The sequence below is a fragment of the Paenochrobactrum gallinarii genome, from assembly GCF_014205685.1.
Classification (GTDB): domain Bacteria; phylum Pseudomonadota; class Alphaproteobacteria; order Rhizobiales; family Rhizobiaceae; genus Paenochrobactrum; species Paenochrobactrum gallinarii.
Genome location: NZ_JACIIU010000003.1, coordinates 137219 through 158704, shown reverse-complemented (window position 1 = coordinate 158704; position 21486 = coordinate 137219). Strand labels below are relative to the sequence as shown.

Sequence of the window (21486 nt, the reverse complement as noted above, 5' to 3'; positions counted from 1 at the left end):
TTGATGAACCAGCTACTTAATACGGGCGTGCCCGCTATTCGTCCGTTTCATGTCACCCATCGTATGATTGTGATGATTGCCGTGCCAATGACTTTGGCGGCGATCACAACGCCTTTGCTTGGCCTTGTCGATATGGGCGTTGTCGGGCAATTCGGAGATGCGGAGCTGATTGGCGGACTGGCGATCGGCGCGCTGGTTTTTGACTTTTTACTGACGATTTTTAGCTTTTTGCGCACCGGTACCACAGGGCTGGTGGCGCAGGCGATGGGGCGTGAAGATCCGTTGGAAGAGCAGGCTATTTTCTGGCGCGCGGTGATTATCGCCCTTGTGGCAGGCATTTTGATGATTTTATGCTTGCCGCTGGTTTTGTCAGTGACAGATAATTTTATGCAGGCCACACCAGCAACAATTGCTGCGATGACAACCTATGTGTCGATCCGGATTTTATCGGCACCCTTTGCCCTGTTGAATTACTCTGTTTTGGGTTTGCTGCTTGGTCGAGGCGAGGGAATGCTCGGCCTTGGCCTGCAGGCTTTGCTCAACGGTATTAATATCAGCCTGTCATTTTATTTGGGGCTGGTGCTGGAATGGGGTATTGCCGGTGTGGCATGGGGCACATTTATCGGTGAAACGGTAACGGCACTAATAGGTGTCAGTTTTATCTATTTGCGCTTTCGAAAGGTGGCGCAGCCGGATTCAAAGCGAGTTTTTGACACGCAGGCTTTGTTGCATATGGTGTCTGTCAACCGTGATATTCTCATACGTTCTTTTCTTTTGCTCACAGCCTTTGCCTTTTTTACCCGCGCCAGCACAGAAATGGGTTCGGTGACACTGGCCGCCAATTCGGTCTTATTGAATTTCTTTTTGGTGATCGGCTTCTTTTTGGATGGCATGGCAATGGCTGCCGAACAAATAACAGGCCGTGCGGTTGGGGCGCATTATTCACCTGCTTTCAAGCGCGGTGCCAAGCTGACATTCCTCTGGGGCATGGTGATGACACTGATCGTTTCGTCACTTTTATTGCTATTTGGCAATACAATCATTCATCTCTTGTCAAAGTCCGAAGATGTTTATCTGGTAGCCGTGCAATACCTGCCTTGGGCGGTGTTAACCGGCCTGACAGGGGTTTTAGCCTTTCATATGGACGGGGTTTATATCGGCGCCACATGGTCGCGTGATATGCGCAACATGATGTTTTTCTCGCTGATTTTCTTTTTCGCAGTGCTTTATGTAGCAAAGCCCGCGATGGGAAATCACGGGCTTTGGCTGGCATTAAATCTGTTTTTGTCGATCCGGGGACTAACCCTGCTGGCTTTATTGCCGGCACGTTACCGCGCACAATTTGGCAGAGGCCTATAGGTTTTATGCAGGGATTTCTTTCGCTGCCCATTCATCGGTTTCACGGTCGCGGAAAGCGGAAATATTGGCAACGCCTTCAGCTTCAACCACCTGGCTCAAGCCTTTGATGATTTCTGCCGGCAGACCAGGGCCTTTGTAAACCATGCCCGTGTAAAGCTGTACCAGATCGGCACCGGCTTTAATCTTTGTCAAAGTTTTGGTGGTATTGTCCACCCCGCCGACACCAATAAGCGGCATTTCTTTGCCGACACGCTGGCGCATTTTGGCCAGCACAATGGTGGAACGTTCAAAAACAGGGGCACCGGAAAGACCACCGGTTTCCGCGGTGTTGTCTTTTGATTTCAAACCAGTGCGCGACAGGGTTGTATTGGAGATAATCAAACCGTCGAGTTTTTGAGCCAAGGCTTCCTGCGCGATATCATCCAGCTCTGTTTCACTTAAATCAGGCGCGATTTTCAGGAAAACCGGACGTTTCAACGTGCATTTCTGGCATTCGTCATCGCGGGCTTCCAGCACGCGCTGCAATAATTCGCGCAAGCTTTCACGGCTTTGCAAGTTGCGTAAACCGGGAGTGTTCGGCGATGAAATATTGACGGTGAAATAACGCGCAACCGCATGAAAGCGTTTGATGCCTGCCACATAATCAGCAATGCGGTCTTCGGCATCTTTGTTTGCGCCGATATTAACACCGATAATGCCGGTGCTGCCGCGTTCAGCCAGTCGCTTATAGGCTGCTTCATGGCCTTCATTGTTGAAGCCCAGACGGTTGATAACGCCTTCATCTTCGACAAGACGGAAAATGCGTGGCTTCGGATTGCCGCTTTGCGGACGTGGGGTAAGAGTGCCAACTTCTGTAAAGCCGAAGCCGAGCTTTAAGAGATTGTCTGGTACTTCAGCGTTTTTGTCATAGCCTGCGGCCATGCCGAGCGGGTTTGGAAAACAAACACCGGCGATTTTCTGGCGCAATGCCGGATCTTCCGGAAAGCTGCCGCTGACTAGGCCGGTTTTCAAGCCTGTGATGGATAAAGCATGCGCTTGTTCGGCATCAAGCGCAAACAGGGCGCGGCGGCCAAAACTTTCGAATAAACGAGGCATGATTACAGCTCCGGAAAAAGATGAACACCGTCTTCGCCCAAAGGCAAAGCAACGACAGACTGAACATATTGCAAATCAAGATTAGCATAAAGATGCGGGAATAAAGCGCCGCCGCGCGAAACTTCATATTTGAGCTCATGCCCAAGCAAGGCCGCATCAACGGCCACAAGTAGTAAATCATTTTGACCGGCAAAATGCTTTGCGGCTGTCGCCTTCACCTGATCTGCCGTTGAAAAGTGAATGTAACCATCTTCAATATCAATCGGAGCGCCGGTGAAAATACCGGTTTTTTGCGCCTCCTGCCACATTTGCTGTGGGACAATTTTATAAATGATTTTTGAGCTCATTCTTGTTCTCTAAAGCATTTGCCCTTGAAATTGAACTGTTTTTAATCACGTCAGATTGTTAGTAGCGAACTGCTTTAGAACGAAAAATATAAAAAGGCAAAGTTAAACCCTTGGCAGCATAGCTCATGTGCATGAGGCTCATGGCTGCAGCTGCAATAATCTATAGTCAAATTTGCTGTGGCCAATAAATGGCGCTGCCGGATTTGAGTCCATGCTGCGCCATTTGTCAGTTTCAGGCAAATTTACGGGTGGCCGCAACCAGCTGATGGATAATGCCTTTTTCAGTGGAGGCGTGGCCACTGTCTTCAACGATGTGGAGATCGGCTTCCGGCCACATTTTTTTCAATTGCCACGCATTGATAAAGGGAGTGCACATATCATAGCGACCATGAATGATAGCCCCCGGAATATGGCGGATAAGGTCAATATGGCGTAATAAATGATCATCCGTTTTGAAAAAGGCTTTATTTTGGAAATAATGGCACTCAATACGGGCAAAGGCGATAGCGTAGCTATCTTCGCCAAATTCTTCCACTCTTGACGGGTCGGGCAGAAGTGAAATAACCGAGGCTTCCCAGCGTGCCCAGCGGCGTGCCGCTTCAATCTGCACTTTCGGATTGCGGTCGGTGAGGCGCTTATAATAGGCGCTCACCATGTCGTGGCGCTCATTTTCAGGGATATGTTCCTGATAATCTTCAAAGTGATCAGGGAAGACAATGCTGGCACCATTGGAATAAAGCCAGTCGATTTCAAATTTTCTGGCCATGAAAATGCCCCGCAACACCAGTTCGCTGACGCGGTCAGGATGGGTTTGCGCATAAGCCAGCGACAGGGTGGAGCCCCATGAGCCGCCAAAGACCTGCCATTTTTCAATATTGAGATGCTCGCGGATTTTTTCCATATCTCCGACCAGATCCCATGTGGTATTTTCGCGCAGCTCTGCATGGGGAGTAGAACGCCCGCAACCGCGCTGGTCAAACAGAATGATGCGGTATTTTTCCGGATCGTGAAAACGACGCATATTCGGCGTGCAGCCGCCGCCCGGGCCGCCATGTAATAAAATGACAGGCTTGCCATCCGGATTGCCGCATTGTTCCAGATAGATGCGGTGTAAGCCCGAGACTTGCAACATTTCCTGACTATAGGGCTGAATTTCCGGATAAAGCTGATGCTGCGCCATAGATTGCCTTCTTTTGGTTTAAAAAATCTCGAATAGGTTGATGAAAAACCATTGTAATGCTGAATGAATAATAAGGCCGGATCGCGGCATAGGCACGATTGATATCACAATATATGGCTTTTGATCATGTTGCGTGTAATGAATGACTTGAAAAAACTGCTGAAAAATACTTTAATAAGCGCATGTTAAGTGGGGAAGGGGTTCTTACATCAGGCAAAATTGTCTGAAATCAGCTTTGCACTATGGTGATGATGAAGATGTTTTGGCAGTTGTTGCTGTTCAATACTCATTGCCTGCAAGCTTTGATATGCCAGACGCGATGATTTCAATATGTGCCAGCAAGTTTATGGCCGTGATTCCTGGTCACAAAACAGCTAATCATGGAATGATGATGTCGCATCGGAAACTCAGGTGAAATCTTGAAAGACGCGTGCGAACTTCGTCGAAACCCAAGAGTAAATGACTGCGCAATGCACTTAAAATTTATTATTGCCGATGACCATCCGCTGTTTCGTGGCGCATTAAGGCAAGTTTTAGAAGCAGTTTCTGCTGAGGTGAGCATCACTGAAGTGGGAGATTTTGAATCGGTTGTTCAGCTTATCAAAGATCAGGATGATCTTGATTTATTATTGCTTGATCTGACCATGCCGGGCGGTACCGGATTGTCTGGTCTGATTGCATTAAAAGCCCTGCAACCTGCACTTCCTATCATTATCGTGTCCGGCACGGATGACAATGCAACAATCTCAAGGGCGCTTGAGCTGGGCGCGTCCGGTTTTATTCCCAAATCCACCAGCATGGACGGGATCGGTGATGCGGTGCGAGCCGTATTGGATGGGGACATCTGGGTGCCGGCAGGTGTGGAAATTACGGCTGAACCAGATGCCGAAACCCGTGATTTGTTGCAACGGATCCGCACATTAACACCACAGCAAATGCGGGTGCTGACCATGTTGGGCGAAGGGCTGCTGAACAAGCAGATCGCTTTTGAATTGTCTGTCTCGGAAGCAACAGTGAAGGCGCATGTCTCGGCTGTGCTGCAAAAGCTTAATGTTGACAGCCGCACACAAGCGGTGATTGTTTTGTCAAAAATTGGTGCGGAAAGCTTGCGCTCTTAAAGCGAAGCTATCTGCATGTTGGGGTGAATTTGGAAAGCAGGCTGCGTAATGCGGCCGGTTTCAGAGGCTTGTTCAGGATAATCACTTGTCGCTCGTCCGCTTCTGCGCGCACTTCCGGTGAGCGGTCAGCAGTCAAAAGTATGGCCGCAATGAACGGGCAGTTCATATTTTTTGCAAAATAATTTCTGGCATAGTCGATGATTTCCAAGCCATTGCCTTCTTCCAGATGGTAATCTGCAATGATGATATGTGGCGGTTGTTTGGAATGGTGACAGTAGAAAATCAGATCGCTGTGATTGCGGATACTTTCGACATGGCAGCCCCAATTACCAAGCAAAGCCTGCATGCCGCCTAAGATTTTGGCATCATTATCAAGGCACAGAACACGTAAACTTTGCAATGAGGTAATCCCGCCAGACTGAAGCTGCGGTGTTTTTTGGTCGGGTTCAATTGTCTCATTGGAAGGTGTGAGGGTGATGGTGAAAACTGTACCGCGCCCGACAATAGAGGTGATGCTGATTGGCAGGCCAAGCACTTGGCCGATACGATCAACAATGGAGAGGCCAAGCCCCAAACCTTCTGCCACGCGTGCACCTTCATCAAGGCGGGTAAACTCCTGAAAAACAGTAGCCAGCTTGTCGGGAGCAATGCCGATACCACTATCAAGCACTTGCAGATCGATATGATCGCCGCGGCGCCGCACCCCAAACACGATCTTGCCGGTATGGCTATATTTGATCGAGTTGGAAATCAGGTTTTGCAACAAGCGGCGCAACATATTACGGTCGGTTTTGACTGTTAAACTGCTGGGAATGACCCGCAGCTCCAGTCCGCGATTTTTAGCTAAAGGCGCAAAATCTTTAGCCACTTGCGTCATCAGCGCATCCAGCCGGAAGACGGAAGGTTCAGGTTTTAACGCACCTGTATCAAGGCGCGAAATATCGAGAACCAGCCCTAAGATCGCCTCGACGGATTCAAGCGACGAATTAATATTTTCTGCAAATTCGGTATATTCCGAGTTAGCGAGTTTTTCACTGAGCAGGGTGCTGTAAAGGCGTGCCGCATTAAGCGGCTGCAGAATATCATGGCCGACAGCAGCCAAAAATCGTGTTTTGCCGAGATTGGCTTTTTCAGCCAGACCGCGCGCTTGAGCCAGTTCCTGATTGACGGCGGTAAGCTCGGCTGTCCGGTCAGCAACCCGCTGTTCCAGAAGTTCATTGGCACGCTGGCGGGTGGCTTCGGCTTCAACGCTTGCAGTCACATCGGTATAGGATGCAACCAAACCACCATCTGGCATCGGATTGGAACGGATCTCCAGAGTTCTGCCTGTAGAATAAATCTGGAAGCGCCAGACCTGATTGGCACGGCCGAATGAGCGGATAATAGCTGCACGCTCGCTCACTGGAATGTCTCCGCGCTGATCCAGATATTCCAGAATGGTGGAAATCGGGAATCCGACCTGAATAACCTCTTCCGGCAGACTGAGCAGTAAACGGAACTGACGGTTCCAGCAGGTGATGCGCAGGTCCTTATCAAGAACCGTAACGCCTTGCGGCATCTGGTCGATGGCGATTTGTAACAGGTCGCGGTTTTGTTGCAGGGCTTCGGATGCGTTGTCGAGCAATTGTCTGGCACCGCGAGCCGAACCATCTTTGCGGTGAAGCAGCAAAGACAAAATCAGGCGCGCAGAAGAGGATCCGACCGCCGTTCCAAGCATTTGCTCTGCATAGCGTAATAGCGTGATATCGATGGTTTTATTAGGAGATAAATGTTCCTGATGCTTGTCTTCATAATGCATCAATGCACGTGCGACGCGGTCTGCACCCAAATAACTGGAAATAGTGCTTTGCAGTTCTGCAACGGTTACTTCGGTGCGGAAACGGCGCAATGTCGGCATGGTCATGACATGGCGGGGCAGAAAAATACTAGCCTGAATACGTTCGACCGGCGAAGCGGCACGCGATAATGAGCCTGCGATAAAGAAGAGCGTATTGATCGCCAGGCTCCAGATCACCCCGTGAGTGAGTGGCAGGGCGTCACTGCCAAGCAGCGCATTGGGGCGCAGCCAGCTTATGCCAAAAGGACCGTCGATAAGAAGGGCGGCATTGTCCGGGGCAAGTGTCGGGATCAGCAATGTGTAGACCCAGACAATAAAGCCGGCGCTCAGCCCCAATAAAGCGCCGCGCCCATTGGCATTTCGCCACCACAAGCCCCCGATCAAAACCGGTGCAAATTGGGCAATTGCGGCAAAGGAAATAAAGCCGATGGAGGCCAGATGCACATTATTGGATGTAGCGCGATAATAGGCAAAGGACAGTGCCAGAATAATGATGATTGTCAGGCGGCGGGTGATCAGAATAATTTGCGTTAAATCGCGCTTTTTTTTGCGCTCTTGCTGCATGAAATATTTAATGAGTAATGGCAGCACCAGATGATTGGAAATCATGATGGAAAGTGCAACGCAAGCAACAATCACCATTGCTGTTGCTGCCGACAAACCACCGATAAAGGCGATAATTGCCATTGTATCCGCATGTGCTAACAGCGGCAAAGCCAGCACATAAAGGTCGCCGTTAACGCTTGTTCCAAGCTTCATCACCCCGATCAAAGCGATAGGCAGTACAAATATATTGATCAAAATCAGATAGAGCGGAAACATCCAGCGCGCTGTGTGCAACTCTTTATCACTGCGGCTTTCCACAACGGTGACGTGAAACTGGCGCGGCAGCATAATAACGGCGCAGGCACTTAAAACAGTATGGACAATCCAGGTTGCGGCTGAGGTCTTATGCTCCAAAGCGCTGAGTGCTTCGGGAGAATTATAAAGTGTATCAAGAAGCTCTGAAGGCGAACCAAACAAAAAGAAGGTGCAGGCGATGCCGACAAGCAAAAAGGCGCTGAGTTTAATTAAGCTTTCAACTGCAACAGCTAAAATCAAGCCATCCTGATGCTCGGTTGCATCCGTATGCCTGGTGCCAAAAAGAATCGCAAAAAGTGCAAGGACTGCCGCGACCGCCAAGGATATATCGCCAAAAATAAACACTGACGGGTCAAAGTCAGGATTATAATTGATGACGATCATGTCGACGCTGCCGGAAACGGCTTTCAATTGCAGTGATATATAAGGAATGGAGCCAACAGCGGCAATTAGGGTGGCAAGGGAGGCGACGCTGAAACTTTTACCATATCGTGCCGCTAAAAAATCAGCAATGGACGTGACATGTTCGGATTTGGCCAGCCGCACCATGTGACGTAAAAAGCGGTTGCCGAAGACGAAAACCAGCACAGGGCCGATATAAATCCCTAAGAATTCCCAACCGCTGGTGGCTGCCATGCCGACAGAACCGAAGAATGTCCACGAGGTACAATAGACGGCAAGGCTGAGTGAAAAAATATAAGGGCGGGGTGCATTGCTTTTATTGGCCGCGCGTTTGTCGCCGATACTGGCAATGGCAAAGAGCAGCAATAAATATAAAAATGCCAGCCCGATTACTGCCCAGCCCTGCATACTACGCTCTCCTCATGCTTATCACTCAGCTTTGAGTGATAAGCTATTCTGCGCTGATGTGAAAGCGTAACGACAACATACCCTTAAAAGCGTTAACCTTTATGGTAATAAGCAGTTTAAAATATCGTTTTTTAGTGGTTTAAAATATTTACTGATATAAAAAATTGTCAAGTTAAGTATTGTAACAAAACGATGCTGTCTTAACGGAGAAAGATTGATGCTAAAAGAGTTTAGAGAATTTGCCCTAAAGGGTAACATGGTTGATCTGGCGATTGGTGTCATCATCGGTGGCGCATTTGGTGGCTTGGTAAATTCGATCGTGAATGATATCATCATGCCGATTATCGGTCTGATTACCGGTGGTATTGATTTCACCAACATGTATGTTCAGCTGGCGGGCAATCCGCAATCCACATTGGCAGCAGCCCGTGAAGCTGGTGCAACCATTGCTTATGGTAACTTCATCACTCTGCTGATCAACTTCCTCATTATCGCCTGGGTTCTGTTCCTTGTTGTTAAGGGCATGAATAAGATGAAAAGAAAAGAGGAAGCAGCACCTGCGCCGGAACCGGTTACTCCGCGTGAAGAAGTTCTGCTGACTGAGATTCGCGATCTGCTCGCGAAGAAGTAAGCAAAAACGCCTGCATTATTGATTTTGCTTCGAAAGTGGCAGCGACTGCTGTACTTAAAAGGCGGAGTTGAAATGAAAAAGCCCTGAATTTTTCAGGGCTTTTTCATATCTTCAATAATAAAAGAATTATACGTCAGTAACGGCTTGCGACATTGGTCACAGAGGATTAGTTTCAAAAATAATTCGTCTTGCTGTGCTATAAAGAGTATTTTTGATGACAACGACATCTTTGTTTACACATACCCCGCATCCGTCCCCTAAAACCGCGGAAGAACGCGCTGTGGCGATGCAAAATCCAGGTTTTGGTAAAGTGTTCACCGATCATATGGTGGTGATGACCTGGACCGAAGAAAAAGGCTGGCATAAAGGCGAAGTGAAAGCACGCGCACCTTTTGCAATTGATCCGGCTGCATCGGTTTTGCACTATGCGCAGGAAATTTTTGAGGGCATGAAAGCATACCGCACCAAAGATGGTATTGTGCTTTTCCGCCCTGATCAGAATGCCAGCCGCATGGCACTTTCTGCTGAGCGTATGGCAATGCCTGCCATTCCGGAAGATCTGTTCATTCAGGCCGTTGAAGAGCTGGTGCGCGTTGATGCTGACTGGGTGCCGGAAGGTGACGGCAGCCTCTATCTGCGTCCGTTCATGTTCGCGAGCGAAAACTTCCTCGGCGTGCGTCCATCGCTCGAGTATATTTTCTGCGTCATTGCTTCGCCGGTTGGTGCTTATTTCAAAGGCGGCTATCAGGCTGTGACCGTTTGGACATCCGAACATTATACTCGTGCCGCACCTGGCGGCACCGGCGCTGCCAAATGTGGCGGCAACTATGCGTCAAGCTTGGTTGCTCAGGCTGAAGCCACCAAAAATGGCTGCGATCAGGTGGTGTTCCTTGACGCGGTTGAGCATCGCTGGATTGAAGAACTCGGCGGCATGAATGTCTGCTTCGTGATGGATGATAACACGCTGGTGACCCCGCCGCTTGGTGGCACTATCCTGCCGGGCATTACCCGGAATTCCATCCTCACACTGGCTAAAGAAGCCGGTATGAAAGTGGAAGAGCGCCCATATTCGTTTGAAGAGTGGAAAAACGACGCTCAAAGCGGCAAGCTGCGTGAAACATTTGCTTGCGGCACAGCGGCTGTTGTTGCTGGTATCGGCACTGTTCGTTATCGCGGTGGTGAGTTTGCTATTGGTAATAGCGGCGACGGCGAAGTAACTGCAAAATTGCGTGCGAAACTCGTCGGCATTCAGCGTGGTGAAGTTGAAGATACGCATGGCTGGGTTCGCACCGTTAGCCTTTGATCCGAAGCTTTTAAGTTTAATAGAAAAGGGGCGGTCTTAATTGACCGCCCTTTTTTATTTTGCCTGATGGCTGATACAAAAAAGCCCCGCTCAGCAAGCTAAGCGGGGCTTATAAAATTCTGTGCGCTTATTAATCAGCCGCCAGCTTTTGAAACCATCAATGGTACAACGCGGTCAGATTTGGCTACAACAGGGGCGCTATTGTCTGCATACGGAATGCCTAAATGGTTCCAGACTTCGATCAGCGCGTCTTTCAGCGTGTCAATCAGTGCATCATCATGAAATGGTGTCGGTGTGATGCGCAGACGCTCTGTGCCGCGTGGCACGGTCGGGTAGTTGATCGGCTGAATGTAAATATTATGAACATCCAGCAGGCGGTCGGTTGCCTGTTTGCAAAGCTCCGGATTGCCCACCAAAATCGGCACAATATGGGTTTCCGACGGCATCACAGGAAAGCCCGCTGCCGACAGCACATCCTTGGCACGCTGTGCCTGACGCTGCTGCATATCACGCTCGACCTGTGAAGCCTTCAGATGACGGATCGATGCGGTTGCAGCGGCTGCAACTGATGGCGGCAGCGATGTGGTGAAAATGAAGCCCGGCGCATAAGAACGCACAGCATCAATAATCGCCTGCGAGCCGGTGATATAACCACCAAGTGCGCCAAAAGCTTTTGCCAATGTGCCTTCGATAATATCGATGCGATGTGCGAGGTTATCGCGGTCGGTGATGCCGCCGCCACGCGCGCCATACATGCCGACGGCATGGACTTCATCAATATAGGTCAAGGCGTTATATTTGTCCGCCAGATCAGCAATCTGCTCAATCGGGGCAATGTCACCATCCATCGAATAGACGGATTCAAAAACAATCAGCTTGGCGCGATGCGGATCGGCAGCCTTCAGCAATTGTTCCAGATGCTCAACGTCATTGTGACGGAAGATTTTCTTGTCGCAACCGGACTTGCGCACACCTTCGATCATCGAGGCATGGTTCAGCTCATCCGAGAGAATCAGACAGTTTGGCAGCAAGCGCGCAATGGTGGAAATTGAAGCTTCGTTGGACACAAAACCGGATGTGAAAACAAGTCCGGCCTCTTTGCCATGCAGGTCTGCCAGTTCGCGCTCCAGCTCAACCAACGGGTTGTTATTGCCGGAAATATTACGCGTGCCACCGGCGCCGGTACCCATCTTATTGGCGGTGTCGCACATGGCTTTGATGACATCCGCATGGTGACCCATGCCGAGATAGTCATTTGAACACCAAACTGTGATTTCACGTGTACTTGCTTCATTTCGCCAAAGCGCACGCGGGAATTTGCCAACGATACGTTCCATATCAGCAAAAACACGATAACGCTTCTCAGCATGCAACTGATCAATCGCTTCCTGGAAAAAACGGCGATAATCCATCATGCGCTCCTTAATTCTTCGCTTTTAATTAGCGCGTTTGAAGCGCAACGTCCATTGTGACATCTTGGTCAATTTGCCACGGGTAAAGGCTAAAACGCATTGATTTCGATCAAAAATGCAGCGCTTTAAATTTATCCGGCCTGATTTATCAGCTTTTGCTAATAAAATTGAAATTACTTGCGTCTTTGTAACAATGTTTTGAAGAGAAATAGCGGCAGAATATCATTGCGACGCACGTAAATACGCGGAATTCCAAATGGATCATCTTGTGCATTGGCACGGCGGCGCACTGTTGTGGTTGCACTTTCATAGCCAGCTTCTTGCACGATCTTGCGGTGAGTCGCATTATTGTCGCCGTAAGGATAGGCAAAGCTTGGCACAGATACGCCCACTATATCTTCCAGCGCGGATTTGCAATCAGTGATCTGGCGGCGCGCCTCATCTTGAGAACATTGCGACAGATGCGCGTGATCTAAAGTGTGCGCACCCACTTCATGGCCAAGATCTGCCCATTCGCGGATCTGCTCTTTGGTCATGCAAGGCACGAAAGGTGCGCCTGATTTCTGATCCCATTCATTGCTGCCACCGGTCTGGTTCGAGACGCAGTAATTGGTGGAGGTAAAGCCAAATTCGGCTAAAGCGGGCGCCGCATTTTCCAGCACATTCACGAAGCCGTCGTCAAAGGTGATGATCACCACTTTGCCGGTTTTTTCACCACGAATATAAGGCATGCCCTCGCGCATTGAGATGCCCTGATAGCCTAGCTTTTTCAAGGCTTTCATCTGGGCATAAAAGGATTTCGGGTCAACTATCAGGCTGCGTCCCGACATTTTGCGTCGCGGGAGCTGGCCGATCTGATGGTAAAGTAAAATTGGTACAGACACGAAATCACCTTTATCCGGACTTTATAGGCAGGCTGTCGATTTTTTTGCGCAAACGGCTGCGATAGAGCGGACGTAAGATTTCACGCGATAATTTATCGAATAAGCCTTTTTTATTCTTAATGGTACTGCCGCCCAGATCACGCGAGATTTCCGCAACACCACCGGGTTGCAGGGTTAGCATATCGACATTGGTAATCCAGTTCATCTGGGCAAATGTATCGACAGGCCGGTCAAACTGCTGCGTTACTTGTAGCAGTTTAAGGGCGGCTTCTCGACTGACAATTTGTGCAACCATGCCAAGGCCGATATGGCGCGGGCGCAGCACTTTGATATTGTTTTGCGTCAAGATAAGCTCGCCTTCTTCGCGATCGCGGAAGGGAAAGCGGATGAAACAATCAGGCTTTTGTTGCAGCATTGTTTGGGCAGTTGCAAAACAGGCAGCAAAATCGGCGGTCAGTGCCACATCATCTTCCAGAATAAAGCCTGCATCCAATTGCTGGTCGACAATCGCCTGCCATGCTTTGCGATGTGACAGGAAACAAGCAATCTCGTTGCGACTTAGCGGAAAGGGATAGCGTGGTTTGTGCAGATGACGCTGATAGGTGCTTAAAATATCTTGCTCAGACAGATTTTTATTGTCGATCGCGTCTAGAATTTCGGTCTCGACAGGAAGTTGCTCGCGCAACTGATCAACCTGTGCGCGGCGGTCGGCGGCACGATGCAGATGGATAATAAAGGCTTTGATCTGCATGGTGTTTTACCTTGGCTTGAATGGTTATAAAAACTAGATAGCCAAGTGAGACGCAAAAAACAAGAAAGCGGTTGCTGATGAACCGCTTTCCTATCCATTCTGCGGGATTTAGAGATAAATGATCAAAGGCAGGGAAGGGGTTCTTCTTTCCTGCAACACTAAGCGCATAATCCGTGCGCCATGTGAAAACCGCTCCACTGTGTCCCATTCTTCAGGACCAATATAAGAATAGGGAACCACATCGCGCATGGCATCTAATGTGTGATTGGGGATGATGTCGTTGCAGTTCCAAAGACGTCTGAAAATGATGCTGATGCGGGTTGGTTTTCCGTTAACCGTCACACTTGGCTCAGCTTGCCCGCTTTCCCAGTCCTCATAAGCTTCAATTGCATGATGAAAAGCCTGATGAAGATAAATCGGGGCGTGACCTTCATGAAGCGGGGGCAGCAAATTTGTCATTAAATACGTCATTTCGTGTCCTCTCTTCTGGTGTTGGTTTGGAAATTCTGTCTCGGCATTGCCTTTCGTGGGTAAGATACGGCTTGGTGCCGACAGGCAAATTAAACGCTTATATTAGAAATGACGCAACAAAAAAGAAGTTCTCTATTGGGGGAGAAATGCTTTTATCATGTTGATTTGGGTTGAAATATTTTTGCTTTTCAGTGCCAATTACAAATAGTAAACAAGATGTTAAAGCATGTTTTCCGGCTGGAATATTGTGTGGAAACCGGACCATCTAAAGACCGGAAAAAAGCAGTATTTTGCTATGGCAGAATTGATAAGGACGGTGGTGTTTTACGGCAATAATGTGGCCGGATAACATATCCGTCAGCACAATGCGGGGATTTAAAAAGATTATGCGCAATTTATCATTGTCACGGCGAACCTTTCTCATTGGCGCATCGGCGCTTTTGGCTTCTACTTCTTTGAGCAGCAAAGCCTTTGCCCAAAGCGAACCCGTGACGCGGGGCGGCCGGTTGGTGGTGGCGGCTGATTCTGAGCCGCGTAATCTTAATCCGGCAATTGTTGCTTCCAATGGTGTGTTTTTTGTCGCGAGCAAAGTGATCGAGCCATTGGCTGAGGCCTCTTTTGATGGTGAAAACGGCTTGGCACCACGTCTGGCACTTTCATGGGAAGGCTCGGATGATGGTTTGAGCGCGACATTCCATTTGCGTGAAAATGTCAGCTGGCATGACGGTAAGTCATTTAGCTCTGCCGATGTGGCTTTCTCGGCTATGGAAGTCTGGAAGAAACTGCAAAATCTTGGCCGGGTGGTGTTTAAAAATCTGGAAGCTGTTGAAACGCCGGATGATCACACCGCGATTTTCAAGTTTTCTGCGCCAACGCCCTTTCAGCTGATCCGCAATGCTTTGCCTGCCTTAAGCAGTGTGCTGCCTGCTCATGTTTATAGTGGCACAGATATTGCGAGTAATCCGGCTAATGAACAGCTGGTCGGCACCGGTCCGTTTAAATATGCCGAGCATAAAGCCGGTGAATATTATCGCCTGACGCGTAATGAAAATTACTGGGGCGAGGGCGAGCCATATCTGGATGAAATCATCTACCGTGTGCTGGCGGATCGCTCTGCTGCGGCTGGTGCGTTGGAAGCAGAAGAAATTGATCTGGCGGCATTTTCTGCCGTGCCTTTGGCCGATCTGGCGCGCATTGCTAAAGTGCCGGGTCTGAGCGTCCTTTCCAAAGGCTATGAAGCGCTGACCTATCAGCTGGTAGTTGAAATCAATCATCGCCGCAAAGAGCTGGCTGATGTGCAGGTGCGCCGCGCCATTGCCCATGCGATTGACCGTGATTTTGTCGTGAACACGATCTTTTTGGGCTATGCGCATAGTTCAACCGGCCCTGTGCCGCGCTATGATAAGCAGTTTTACACCGACAAAGTGGCGGCCTATCCGTTTGACGTGGCAAAAGCCAATCAGCTTCTTGATGATGCCGGCTATAAGCGCGGCAGTGACGGTGTGCGCTTCTCGCTGAAACTACTGCCGGCACCTTATTTCAATGAAACCCGCCAGTTTGGCGATTATCTGCGTCAGGCGCTGGCGGCCATCGGCATTGATGCACGGCTGGTCAATAATGATTCTGCCGCGCATCAAAAGGCGGTCTATACGGATCATGATTTTGATCTGGCCGTTGCGCCGCCGGTTTATCGTGGCGATCCGGCCATTTCGACCACAATTCTGGTGGAAAGCGGTCTGCCTGCTGGTGTGCCTTTCTCCAATCAGGGCGGTTATGCCAATGCGGAAATGGATAAAATTATCGCAAGTGCTGCAAAAACCATTGATGAAACAGCGCGTACTGCGCTTTATCACCAGTTTCAGGCCTTGGTTGAGGACGATCTGCCATTGATCAATGTGGCAGAATGGGGCTTTATTACCGTTGCACGTGACCGCGTGCGCAATATTGCTGATAATCCGCGTTGGGCTACGTCAAACTGGTCAAATGTCTGGGTGCAGCAGGATTAGAGAATTGAACAAGCGTGACATTTAATCAGCCCCGGATACGCTTACCTTTGGTTGCACGACTGATGAGACGAATGGCCAGCAGCATGATTGTGCTGCTGGTTGTTGTTATTGGTGCTTTTTTATTGATGGAAGCCGCCCCCGGTGATGCGGTGGACGCCTATGCGGTTTCGCTTGGCGGTGATGCGGCGATGATGGATGAGCTGCGCGCGCAATGGGGCCTGGATCAATCTTTAAGCCGCCGCTTGCAGGTTTATCTCATCAGTCTGGCGCAGGGCAATCTTGGCTGGTCCGTCGCTTTTTCACGCCCCATTCTTGATATTATTTCAGAGCGCTTGCCCAACACTTTGCTGCTGATGGGCGCATCCACCGCTTTGTCTTTTTTTATCGGTTCCCTGCTTGGCATTTATGCCGGTGCAAAACCTGGCAGTTTTCGTGACCGGTTTTTGTCGGCTGCGTCACTGGCGCTTTATGCCGTGCCGGGCTTTTGGCTGGCACTGGTGCTGATTATCTTTTTCTCTATTTCTTTGCGCTGGTTTCCTTCCGGCGGGGTGGAAACCATTGCATCAGGTAAATATGGACTGGCGCGTGCGCTTGATATTGTGCGTCATCTGACCTTGCCGGTTTTGTCTTTGTCGATGATTTATCTGGCACTTTATTTGCGGGTGATGCGAAGCGCGATGGGGCAGGTCTGGCAGATGGATTTTGTCGGGGCTTTGCGCGCACGCGGGCTTTCGGAACGGCGCATTTTATGGCGCCATGTTGTGCGCAATGCTTTGTTGCCATTGGTGACAATGTTGGGGTTGCAAGCTGCCACCATGCTTGGCGGCTCGGTGGTAATTGAAAGTGTATTTGCCATTCCGGGGCTTGGGCGCTTGGCGCAAGAAGCGGTGAATGCACGCGATACAGCTTTGTTGATGGGTATTATTCTCATCAGCGCATTGATGGTGATTATCGTCAATTTTATCACTGACTTGTTCTATTCATGGCTTGATCCGCGCATTGCTAAGGCCGGAGATGCGGCATGAGTAAAGGAGTTAATCTCTCGGTCGAGTTTTGGTTAGGGATCGGGCTGCTGGTGTTTTTGCTGCTTGCTGCCTTGCTGGCTCCGGTTTTTTATCCCAGTGATCCGCTGAGTATCGTGGCGAGCCCTTTATTGCTGCCATTTGAAAATAACAGCTTTCCACTTGGCACAGACCGGCTTGGCCGTGATGTGCTCGCGCAGTTATTTTATGGCGCACGCACATCATTGGTGATTGGTCTAGCTGCGAGTTTCTCAGCCATTCTGATAGGCAGTCTGGTTGGCGTTGCTGCCGGCTTTGCCGGTGGTATGCTCGACGAAGCCCTGATGCGGATTACAGAAGCATTTCAAACCGTACCGGGATTTTTGCTGGCGCTGGCATTGGTCAGCTTGTTTGGCCCTTCAATTGGCATGATTGTGGTGGCGATCACTTTATCCAGCTGGACGCAAGCCGCACGTCTGGTGCGCGGGCAGGTTTTATCGCTTCGGGAACGTGACTTTGTCGCAAGTGCCAAAGTTATTGGTATGCATCCGGTAGAAATTGCCTGTAAACAGATTTTGCCTCATGCGTTGGCACCGGTTTTTGCCCTTGCACCCGTCATTGTTGCAGGTGCTATTTTAACCGAAGCAGCACTTTCCTTTTTAGGCTTGGGCGATCCTAACCGCGTGACATGGGGCGCGATGATTTCAGAAGGCCGCACGGTTTTGCGCTCAGCGCCTTTCTTGTCGGTTGTGCCGGGCATTGCGCTGGTTTTGACCGTCATCGGCGTTTATCTGATCGGCGAAGGTTTTAAGCGCGATGAGTAAACTGGCTGCAATCAACAATCTGTCGGTGCAATATGGCGATGTGCATGCGCTGCAAAATATCAGCCTTGATATTCAGACAGGCGAAAAACTGGCGATTATCGGTGAAAGCGGTTCGGGTAAAAGCACTTTTGCCTATGCACTGGCAGGATTATTGCCGTTCAATAGTAAGCAAACCGGCCAGATTAATTGGCAGGAATTTGAGGGAAAACCTAAAACAGGGCGCGATATCGGTTTTATCTTTCAAAATCCGTCTGCAAGTTTTGATCCGGTGATGACAATCGGCAACCAATTGGCAGAAATTATCACTACCTATCAAGGCTTATCTAAAACCCAGGCGCTTGGAGAAGCGGCCGACTTACTGAACCGTGTGCAGATCGCAGAGCCAAAGGCTGCTTTGCAGCGCTATCCGCATCAATTGTCGGGCGGGCAGAAACAGCGCGTGGCAATTGCTGCTTCTATTGCGGCAGCGCCGAAACTATTGATCGCGGATGAACCAACCAGTGCGCTTGATACAATCGTGCAGGGTGAAATTGTCAGCCTTTTGGAAGAGCTGGTGGGGCAAACGGATATGACACTGCTGTTCATCACCCATGATATTGCGCTTGCTTCGCAATTTGCGGATCGTTTGGCGGTATTTAAGCAGGCGCAATTGGTGGAAATCGGCGCGCGTGAGCAGGTGTTGAGCAATCCGTCCCATGATTACACCAAAATGCTGATCGCCCATTGCCTGACATTAGATGACGGGAGTGCGGCATGACAGATCAAGTGATCTTGCAGGCCGAGGGGCTGAAATTCGGCTTTCCTGGTACCAATAAGCTTATCCTCAATGATGTCAGCCTTTCAATCAGTCGCGGTGAAACTTTAGCGCTGGTTGGCCGGTCGGGCAGTGGAAAATCAACGCTTGCGCGTATTTTACTGCGTTTGATAAAACCGCAGAGAGGGCAAATCAGTTTTAACGGGGCTGACTGGCTGGCATTGCAAGGCAAGCACTTGCGCCAAATGCGCGCTAAAATGCAGATGGTTTTTCAAGACCCGTTGGCCGCTTTCAACCCAAATTCGACAATCTGCACTTTATTGGATGAGCCGTTACGCATCCACGGCATGCGTGAAGTGCATCAGCGTGCGATTATGATAACGCAGCTTTTATATCGCGTGGCGCTCGATCCCGCACTTATTACAAGGCGTGTGGATGAGGTGTCCGGCGGGCAGCGACAGCGCATTGCTATCGCCCGCGCCTTGGCAACCAAGCCTGAGCTGATCGTGCTGGATGAAGCCGTGGCTTCACTTGATGTTTCGGTGCGCGCTCATATTTTAGATTTGCTGCAAGACATTCAGGCGCGAGACCAAACTTCATATCTCTTCATTACCCATGATTTGGCGGTGGCAAAAAGAATAGCGCATAAGATTGCAGTGATGGATGAGGGCAAAATTGTTGAATACGGGCGGGCAGACGATATTCTTGACGATCCGCAAACCGCAATTACTAAAGCATTGATTGCGGCTTCACCACGCTTGAAGCGCTAAAGCATGTCTCCCAAAAGTGGGAACCGGTTTTGGGATAAAGACATGCGTGAAAAATATATTACAGTGAGCGCGGGCAGTATGAAAAAATGTTACACACTCTCATCAGCCGCGTCCGAGTTCTTCTGAGCGCAGACGGGCAGCATCCACTGCTTTATTGATGATGTCTTGCATATCGCCAGCCATTAAAACATCAAGGGCAGCAGCGGTGGTGCCGTTGGGGCTTGTCACCTGACGGCGGAGTTCCGCCGGATCTTCGTTTGATTGTGCTGCTAAGGCTCCGGCTCCGGCAATGGTCTGCATTGCCAGCAGGCTTGCCGTTTCACGCGGCAAACCAGATTTAACACCTGCTTCGGTTAAGGCTTCAATGAAATAAAACACGTAGGCTGGCCCCGAGCCCGAAACAGCGGTGACAGCATCCATTTGCGCTTCATCATCAACGCTTGCGACAGCACCGCTGGTGCTAAGCAGGGTTTTGACAAATTCCGCCTGTGCAGCGCTCACATTTTTATTGGCATAGGTCACCAGCATACCCTGACCAATTGCGGCAGGGGTGTTTGGCATACAACGGATGACGGCAGTCTCAGTGCCTAAAATTGTCTCAAATTGTGCCACCGGAATACCTGCGGCAACGCTCAAAAAAGCAGCTTTCGGGCTAAATTGCTGATAGGCGGGCAGAACATCCGCCATCACCTGCGGTTTAACCGCCAAAATGATGAAGGCAGGGTCAAAGCCTTGCGGCAGATTGTCAGCGCTCTGCAGCGCATGAACACCAAGGCTCTGGGCTTTCTGGCGTAATATTTCTGTTGGCTCGACAACATAAATATCTTCAGGTTGTAATGCGCCTTGGTTGACCCAGCCTTTCAGCATGGCAAAACCCATATTTCCGCAACCGACCAGTACAACCTTGAGATTCATAATGTTTATTTCCGCTATTAAAGAACCGGCTGCACTTTGCCGCTATGGCGGGGGCGGGTCAAGAGTGCTTCTGTGATCGTGTTCTTAACAATTGGAGTTGTTATTTCGAGGCTTCCGGCGTATGGCAAAGGCTTAATCAATCGAGAGTGGAATCGTCATGTCCTGTCGCCTTATGCGTTCAGGTCTTTTTCTATTCTTAAATCTAAGATCACAAGACCAAGCCGCGAACGGAGTTTCGGATATGGCAAAACTGATCGATGGCAAGTTGCTTGCTGAGGATGTTATTTCAACCGTCAAAAGTGAAACGGAAAAGCTGGTTGCCGCCACGAAAGTGACGCCGGGTATTGCTGTTGTCATCGTTGGTGAAGATCCGGCCTCTCAGGTCTATGTCGCTTCCAAGGGACGCAAAGCCAAGGAATGTGGTTTTCATTCAGTGCAGCACACTTTGGCAGAAACAGCTACCGAGCAGGAATTGCTGGCTCTGATTGATGAGCTGAACAATGATCCGGCCATTCACGGCATTTTAGTGCAATTGCCACTGCCGAAACATATTGATGAAAGTCTGGTCATTCAGGCGATCAATCCGGATAAGGATGTGGATGGTTTCCATTACATCAATGTCGGAAAGCTGGGTGCCGGTGATGCCGCTTCTGCCTTTGTGCCATGCACACCGGCAGGTGCGATGATCATGATCGAGCGTCAGCACGGGCACGATCTTTCCGGCCTGACCGCCGTGGTTATCGGTCGTTCCAACATTGTTGGCAAGCCGATGTTCAATCTGCTTTTGAGCGCTAATGCGACAGTTACCGTTGCGCATAGCCGTACCAAAAATCTGGAAGATCTGGCACGCAGCGCCGATATTCTTGTGGCTGCCGTTGGCCGTCCGCAGATGGTTAAAGGTGACTGGGTCAAACCGGGCGCGACTGTTATTGATGTGGGCATCAACCGCATTCCTGCGCCTGAAAAGGGCGAGGGTAAAACCCGCCTTGTTGGTGATGTTGATTTTGACAGCGCCGAGAAAGTCGCTGGCGCCATTACACCGGTGCCGGGTGGTGTTGGTCCAATGACAATTGCTATGCTGATGGCAAACACACTTGTTGCCGCCTGCCGTGCAGCCAAAGTGCCTGCACCAAAGTTCTAAGATTATAAGGCAACAA

At 49.8% G+C, this 21486-nt stretch carries 19 protein-coding genes; 10 read left to right on the top strand and 9 right to left on the bottom strand.

Annotated elements, in window-relative coordinates; genetic code table 11:
* Positions 1 to 3 precede the first annotated feature (3 nt).
* Positions 4 to 1359, top strand: a complete 1356-nt coding sequence (locus tag FHS77_RS05120) for an MATE family efflux transporter (RefSeq protein WP_184220985.1) — start codon at positions 4 to 6, stop codon at positions 1357 to 1359.
* Positions 1360 to 1362: 3 nt separating this feature from the next.
* Here the strand turns inward: FHS77_RS05120 and FHS77_RS05115 are convergent, their stop codons facing one another.
* The 3 genes from FHS77_RS05115 to pip all read right to left on the bottom strand — a co-directional run bounded on the left by FHS77_RS05115 (position 1363) and on the right by pip (position 3981).
* Positions 1363 to 2454 carry a quinone-dependent dihydroorotate dehydrogenase gene (locus FHS77_RS05115; RefSeq protein WP_184220983.1) on the bottom strand — a complete coding sequence of 364 codons (1092 nt, stop codon included), beginning with the start codon at positions 2452 to 2454 and terminating at the stop codon, positions 1363 to 1365.
* 2 nt (positions 2455 to 2456) lie between these two features.
* On the bottom strand, positions 2457 to 2801 hold the full coding sequence (locus FHS77_RS05110; RefSeq protein WP_184220981.1) for a DUF952 domain-containing protein: 345 nt from the start codon (positions 2799 to 2801) through the stop codon (positions 2457 to 2459).
* A gap of 232 nt (positions 2802 to 3033) precedes the next feature.
* Positions 3034 to 3981 (bottom strand): prolyl aminopeptidase, encoded by a 948-nt coding sequence (pip, locus tag FHS77_RS05105; RefSeq protein WP_184220979.1) that lies wholly within the window; start codon positions 3979 to 3981, stop codon positions 3034 to 3036.
* A 470-nt stretch (positions 3982 to 4451) separates the two neighbouring features.
* Between pip and FHS77_RS05100 the strand changes: the two genes are divergently transcribed.
* A complete protein-coding gene (locus FHS77_RS05100) occupies positions 4452 to 5099 on the top strand; it encodes a response regulator transcription factor (RefSeq protein WP_184220977.1) in 648 nt (215 codons plus the stop codon).
* A 7-nt stretch (positions 5100 to 5106) separates the two neighbouring features.
* Here FHS77_RS05100 and FHS77_RS05095 read toward each other — a convergent pair whose 3' ends face one another.
* Positions 5107 to 8607: a hybrid sensor histidine kinase/response regulator gene (locus tag FHS77_RS05095; protein WP_184220975.1), complete on the bottom strand. Its 3501-nt coding sequence runs from the start codon at positions 8605 to 8607 to the stop codon at positions 5107 to 5109.
* A gap of 217 nt (positions 8608 to 8824) precedes the next feature.
* Here FHS77_RS05095 and mscL point away from each other — a divergent pair, with 217 nt between their 5' ends.
* Together mscL and FHS77_RS05085 are read left to right on the top strand one after the other, a co-directional pair.
* Positions 8825 to 9238, top strand: a complete 414-nt coding sequence (gene mscL, locus FHS77_RS05090) for a large conductance mechanosensitive channel protein MscL (RefSeq protein WP_184220973.1) — start codon at positions 8825 to 8827, stop codon at positions 9236 to 9238.
* A gap of 214 nt (positions 9239 to 9452) precedes the next feature.
* Positions 9453 to 10541, top strand: a complete 1089-nt coding sequence (locus FHS77_RS05085) for a branched-chain amino acid aminotransferase (protein WP_184220971.1) — start codon at positions 9453 to 9455, stop codon at positions 10539 to 10541.
* Positions 10542 to 10675: 134 nt separating this feature from the next.
* Here the strand turns inward: FHS77_RS05085 and hemA are convergent, their stop codons facing one another.
* From hemA to FHS77_RS05065, 4 genes are all read right to left on the bottom strand, one after another.
* Entirely contained in the window at positions 10676 to 11953 is a 1278-nt protein-coding gene (hemA, locus tag FHS77_RS05080) for a 5-aminolevulinate synthase (protein WP_184220969.1), read from the bottom strand.
* Between the two features lie 173 nt (positions 11954 to 12126).
* Complete coding sequence (locus FHS77_RS05075; protein ID WP_184220968.1) at positions 12127 to 12837, bottom strand: polysaccharide deacetylase family protein; 711 nt, start codon at positions 12835 to 12837, stop codon at positions 12127 to 12129.
* 10 nt (positions 12838 to 12847) lie between these two features.
* Positions 12848 to 13588, bottom strand: a complete 741-nt coding sequence (locus FHS77_RS05070) for a glycosyltransferase family 25 protein (protein WP_184220966.1) — start codon at positions 13586 to 13588, stop codon at positions 12848 to 12850.
* Positions 13589 to 13696: 108 nt separating this feature from the next.
* Positions 13697 to 14059, bottom strand: coding sequence for a BRA0787 family protein (locus tag FHS77_RS05065; protein WP_246431230.1), 363 nt, complete (start codon positions 14057 to 14059; stop codon positions 13697 to 13699).
* Between the two features lie 386 nt (positions 14060 to 14445).
* Between FHS77_RS05065 and FHS77_RS05060 the strand changes: the two genes are divergently transcribed.
* The 5 genes from FHS77_RS05060 (at position 14446) to FHS77_RS05040 (ending at position 19414) form a co-directional block, all read left to right on the top strand.
* A complete protein-coding gene (locus tag FHS77_RS05060; RefSeq protein ID WP_184220963.1) occupies positions 14446 to 16065 on the top strand; it encodes an ABC transporter substrate-binding protein in 1620 nt (539 codons plus the stop codon).
* Between the two features lie 62 nt (positions 16066 to 16127).
* A complete protein-coding gene (locus FHS77_RS05055) occupies positions 16128 to 17090 on the top strand; it encodes an ABC transporter permease (protein WP_184220961.1) in 963 nt (320 codons plus the stop codon).
* Entirely contained in the window at positions 17087 to 17890 is an 804-nt protein-coding gene (locus tag FHS77_RS05050) for an ABC transporter permease (RefSeq protein WP_184220959.1), read from the top strand. Before FHS77_RS05055 ends, FHS77_RS05050 begins: the two co-directional genes overlap by 4 nt.
* On the top strand, positions 17883 to 18647 hold the full coding sequence (locus FHS77_RS05045; RefSeq protein WP_184220957.1) for an ABC transporter ATP-binding protein: 765 nt from the start codon (positions 17883 to 17885) through the stop codon (positions 18645 to 18647). The genes FHS77_RS05050 and FHS77_RS05045 overlap by 8 nt, the downstream gene beginning before the upstream one ends.
* The gene (locus tag FHS77_RS05040) at positions 18644 to 19414 is read left to right on the top strand and encodes an ABC transporter ATP-binding protein (protein WP_184220955.1); all 771 of its coding nucleotides are present in this window, start codon (positions 18644 to 18646) and stop codon (positions 19412 to 19414) included. The genes FHS77_RS05045 and FHS77_RS05040 overlap by 4 nt, the downstream gene beginning before the upstream one ends.
* Positions 19415 to 19516: 102 nt before the next feature.
* Here FHS77_RS05040 and proC read toward each other — a convergent pair whose 3' ends face one another.
* On the bottom strand, positions 19517 to 20329 hold the full coding sequence (proC, locus tag FHS77_RS05035) for a pyrroline-5-carboxylate reductase (protein WP_184220953.1): 813 nt from the start codon (positions 20327 to 20329) through the stop codon (positions 19517 to 19519).
* 241 nt (positions 20330 to 20570) lie between these two features.
* On the opposite strand from proC, the gene folD reads away from it, so the two are divergent.
* Positions 20571 to 21470 (top strand): bifunctional methylenetetrahydrofolate dehydrogenase/methenyltetrahydrofolate cyclohydrolase FolD, encoded by a 900-nt coding sequence (folD, locus tag FHS77_RS05030; RefSeq protein WP_184220951.1) that lies wholly within the window; start codon positions 20571 to 20573, stop codon positions 21468 to 21470.
* The last annotated feature ends 16 nt before the right edge of the window (positions 21471 to 21486 follow it).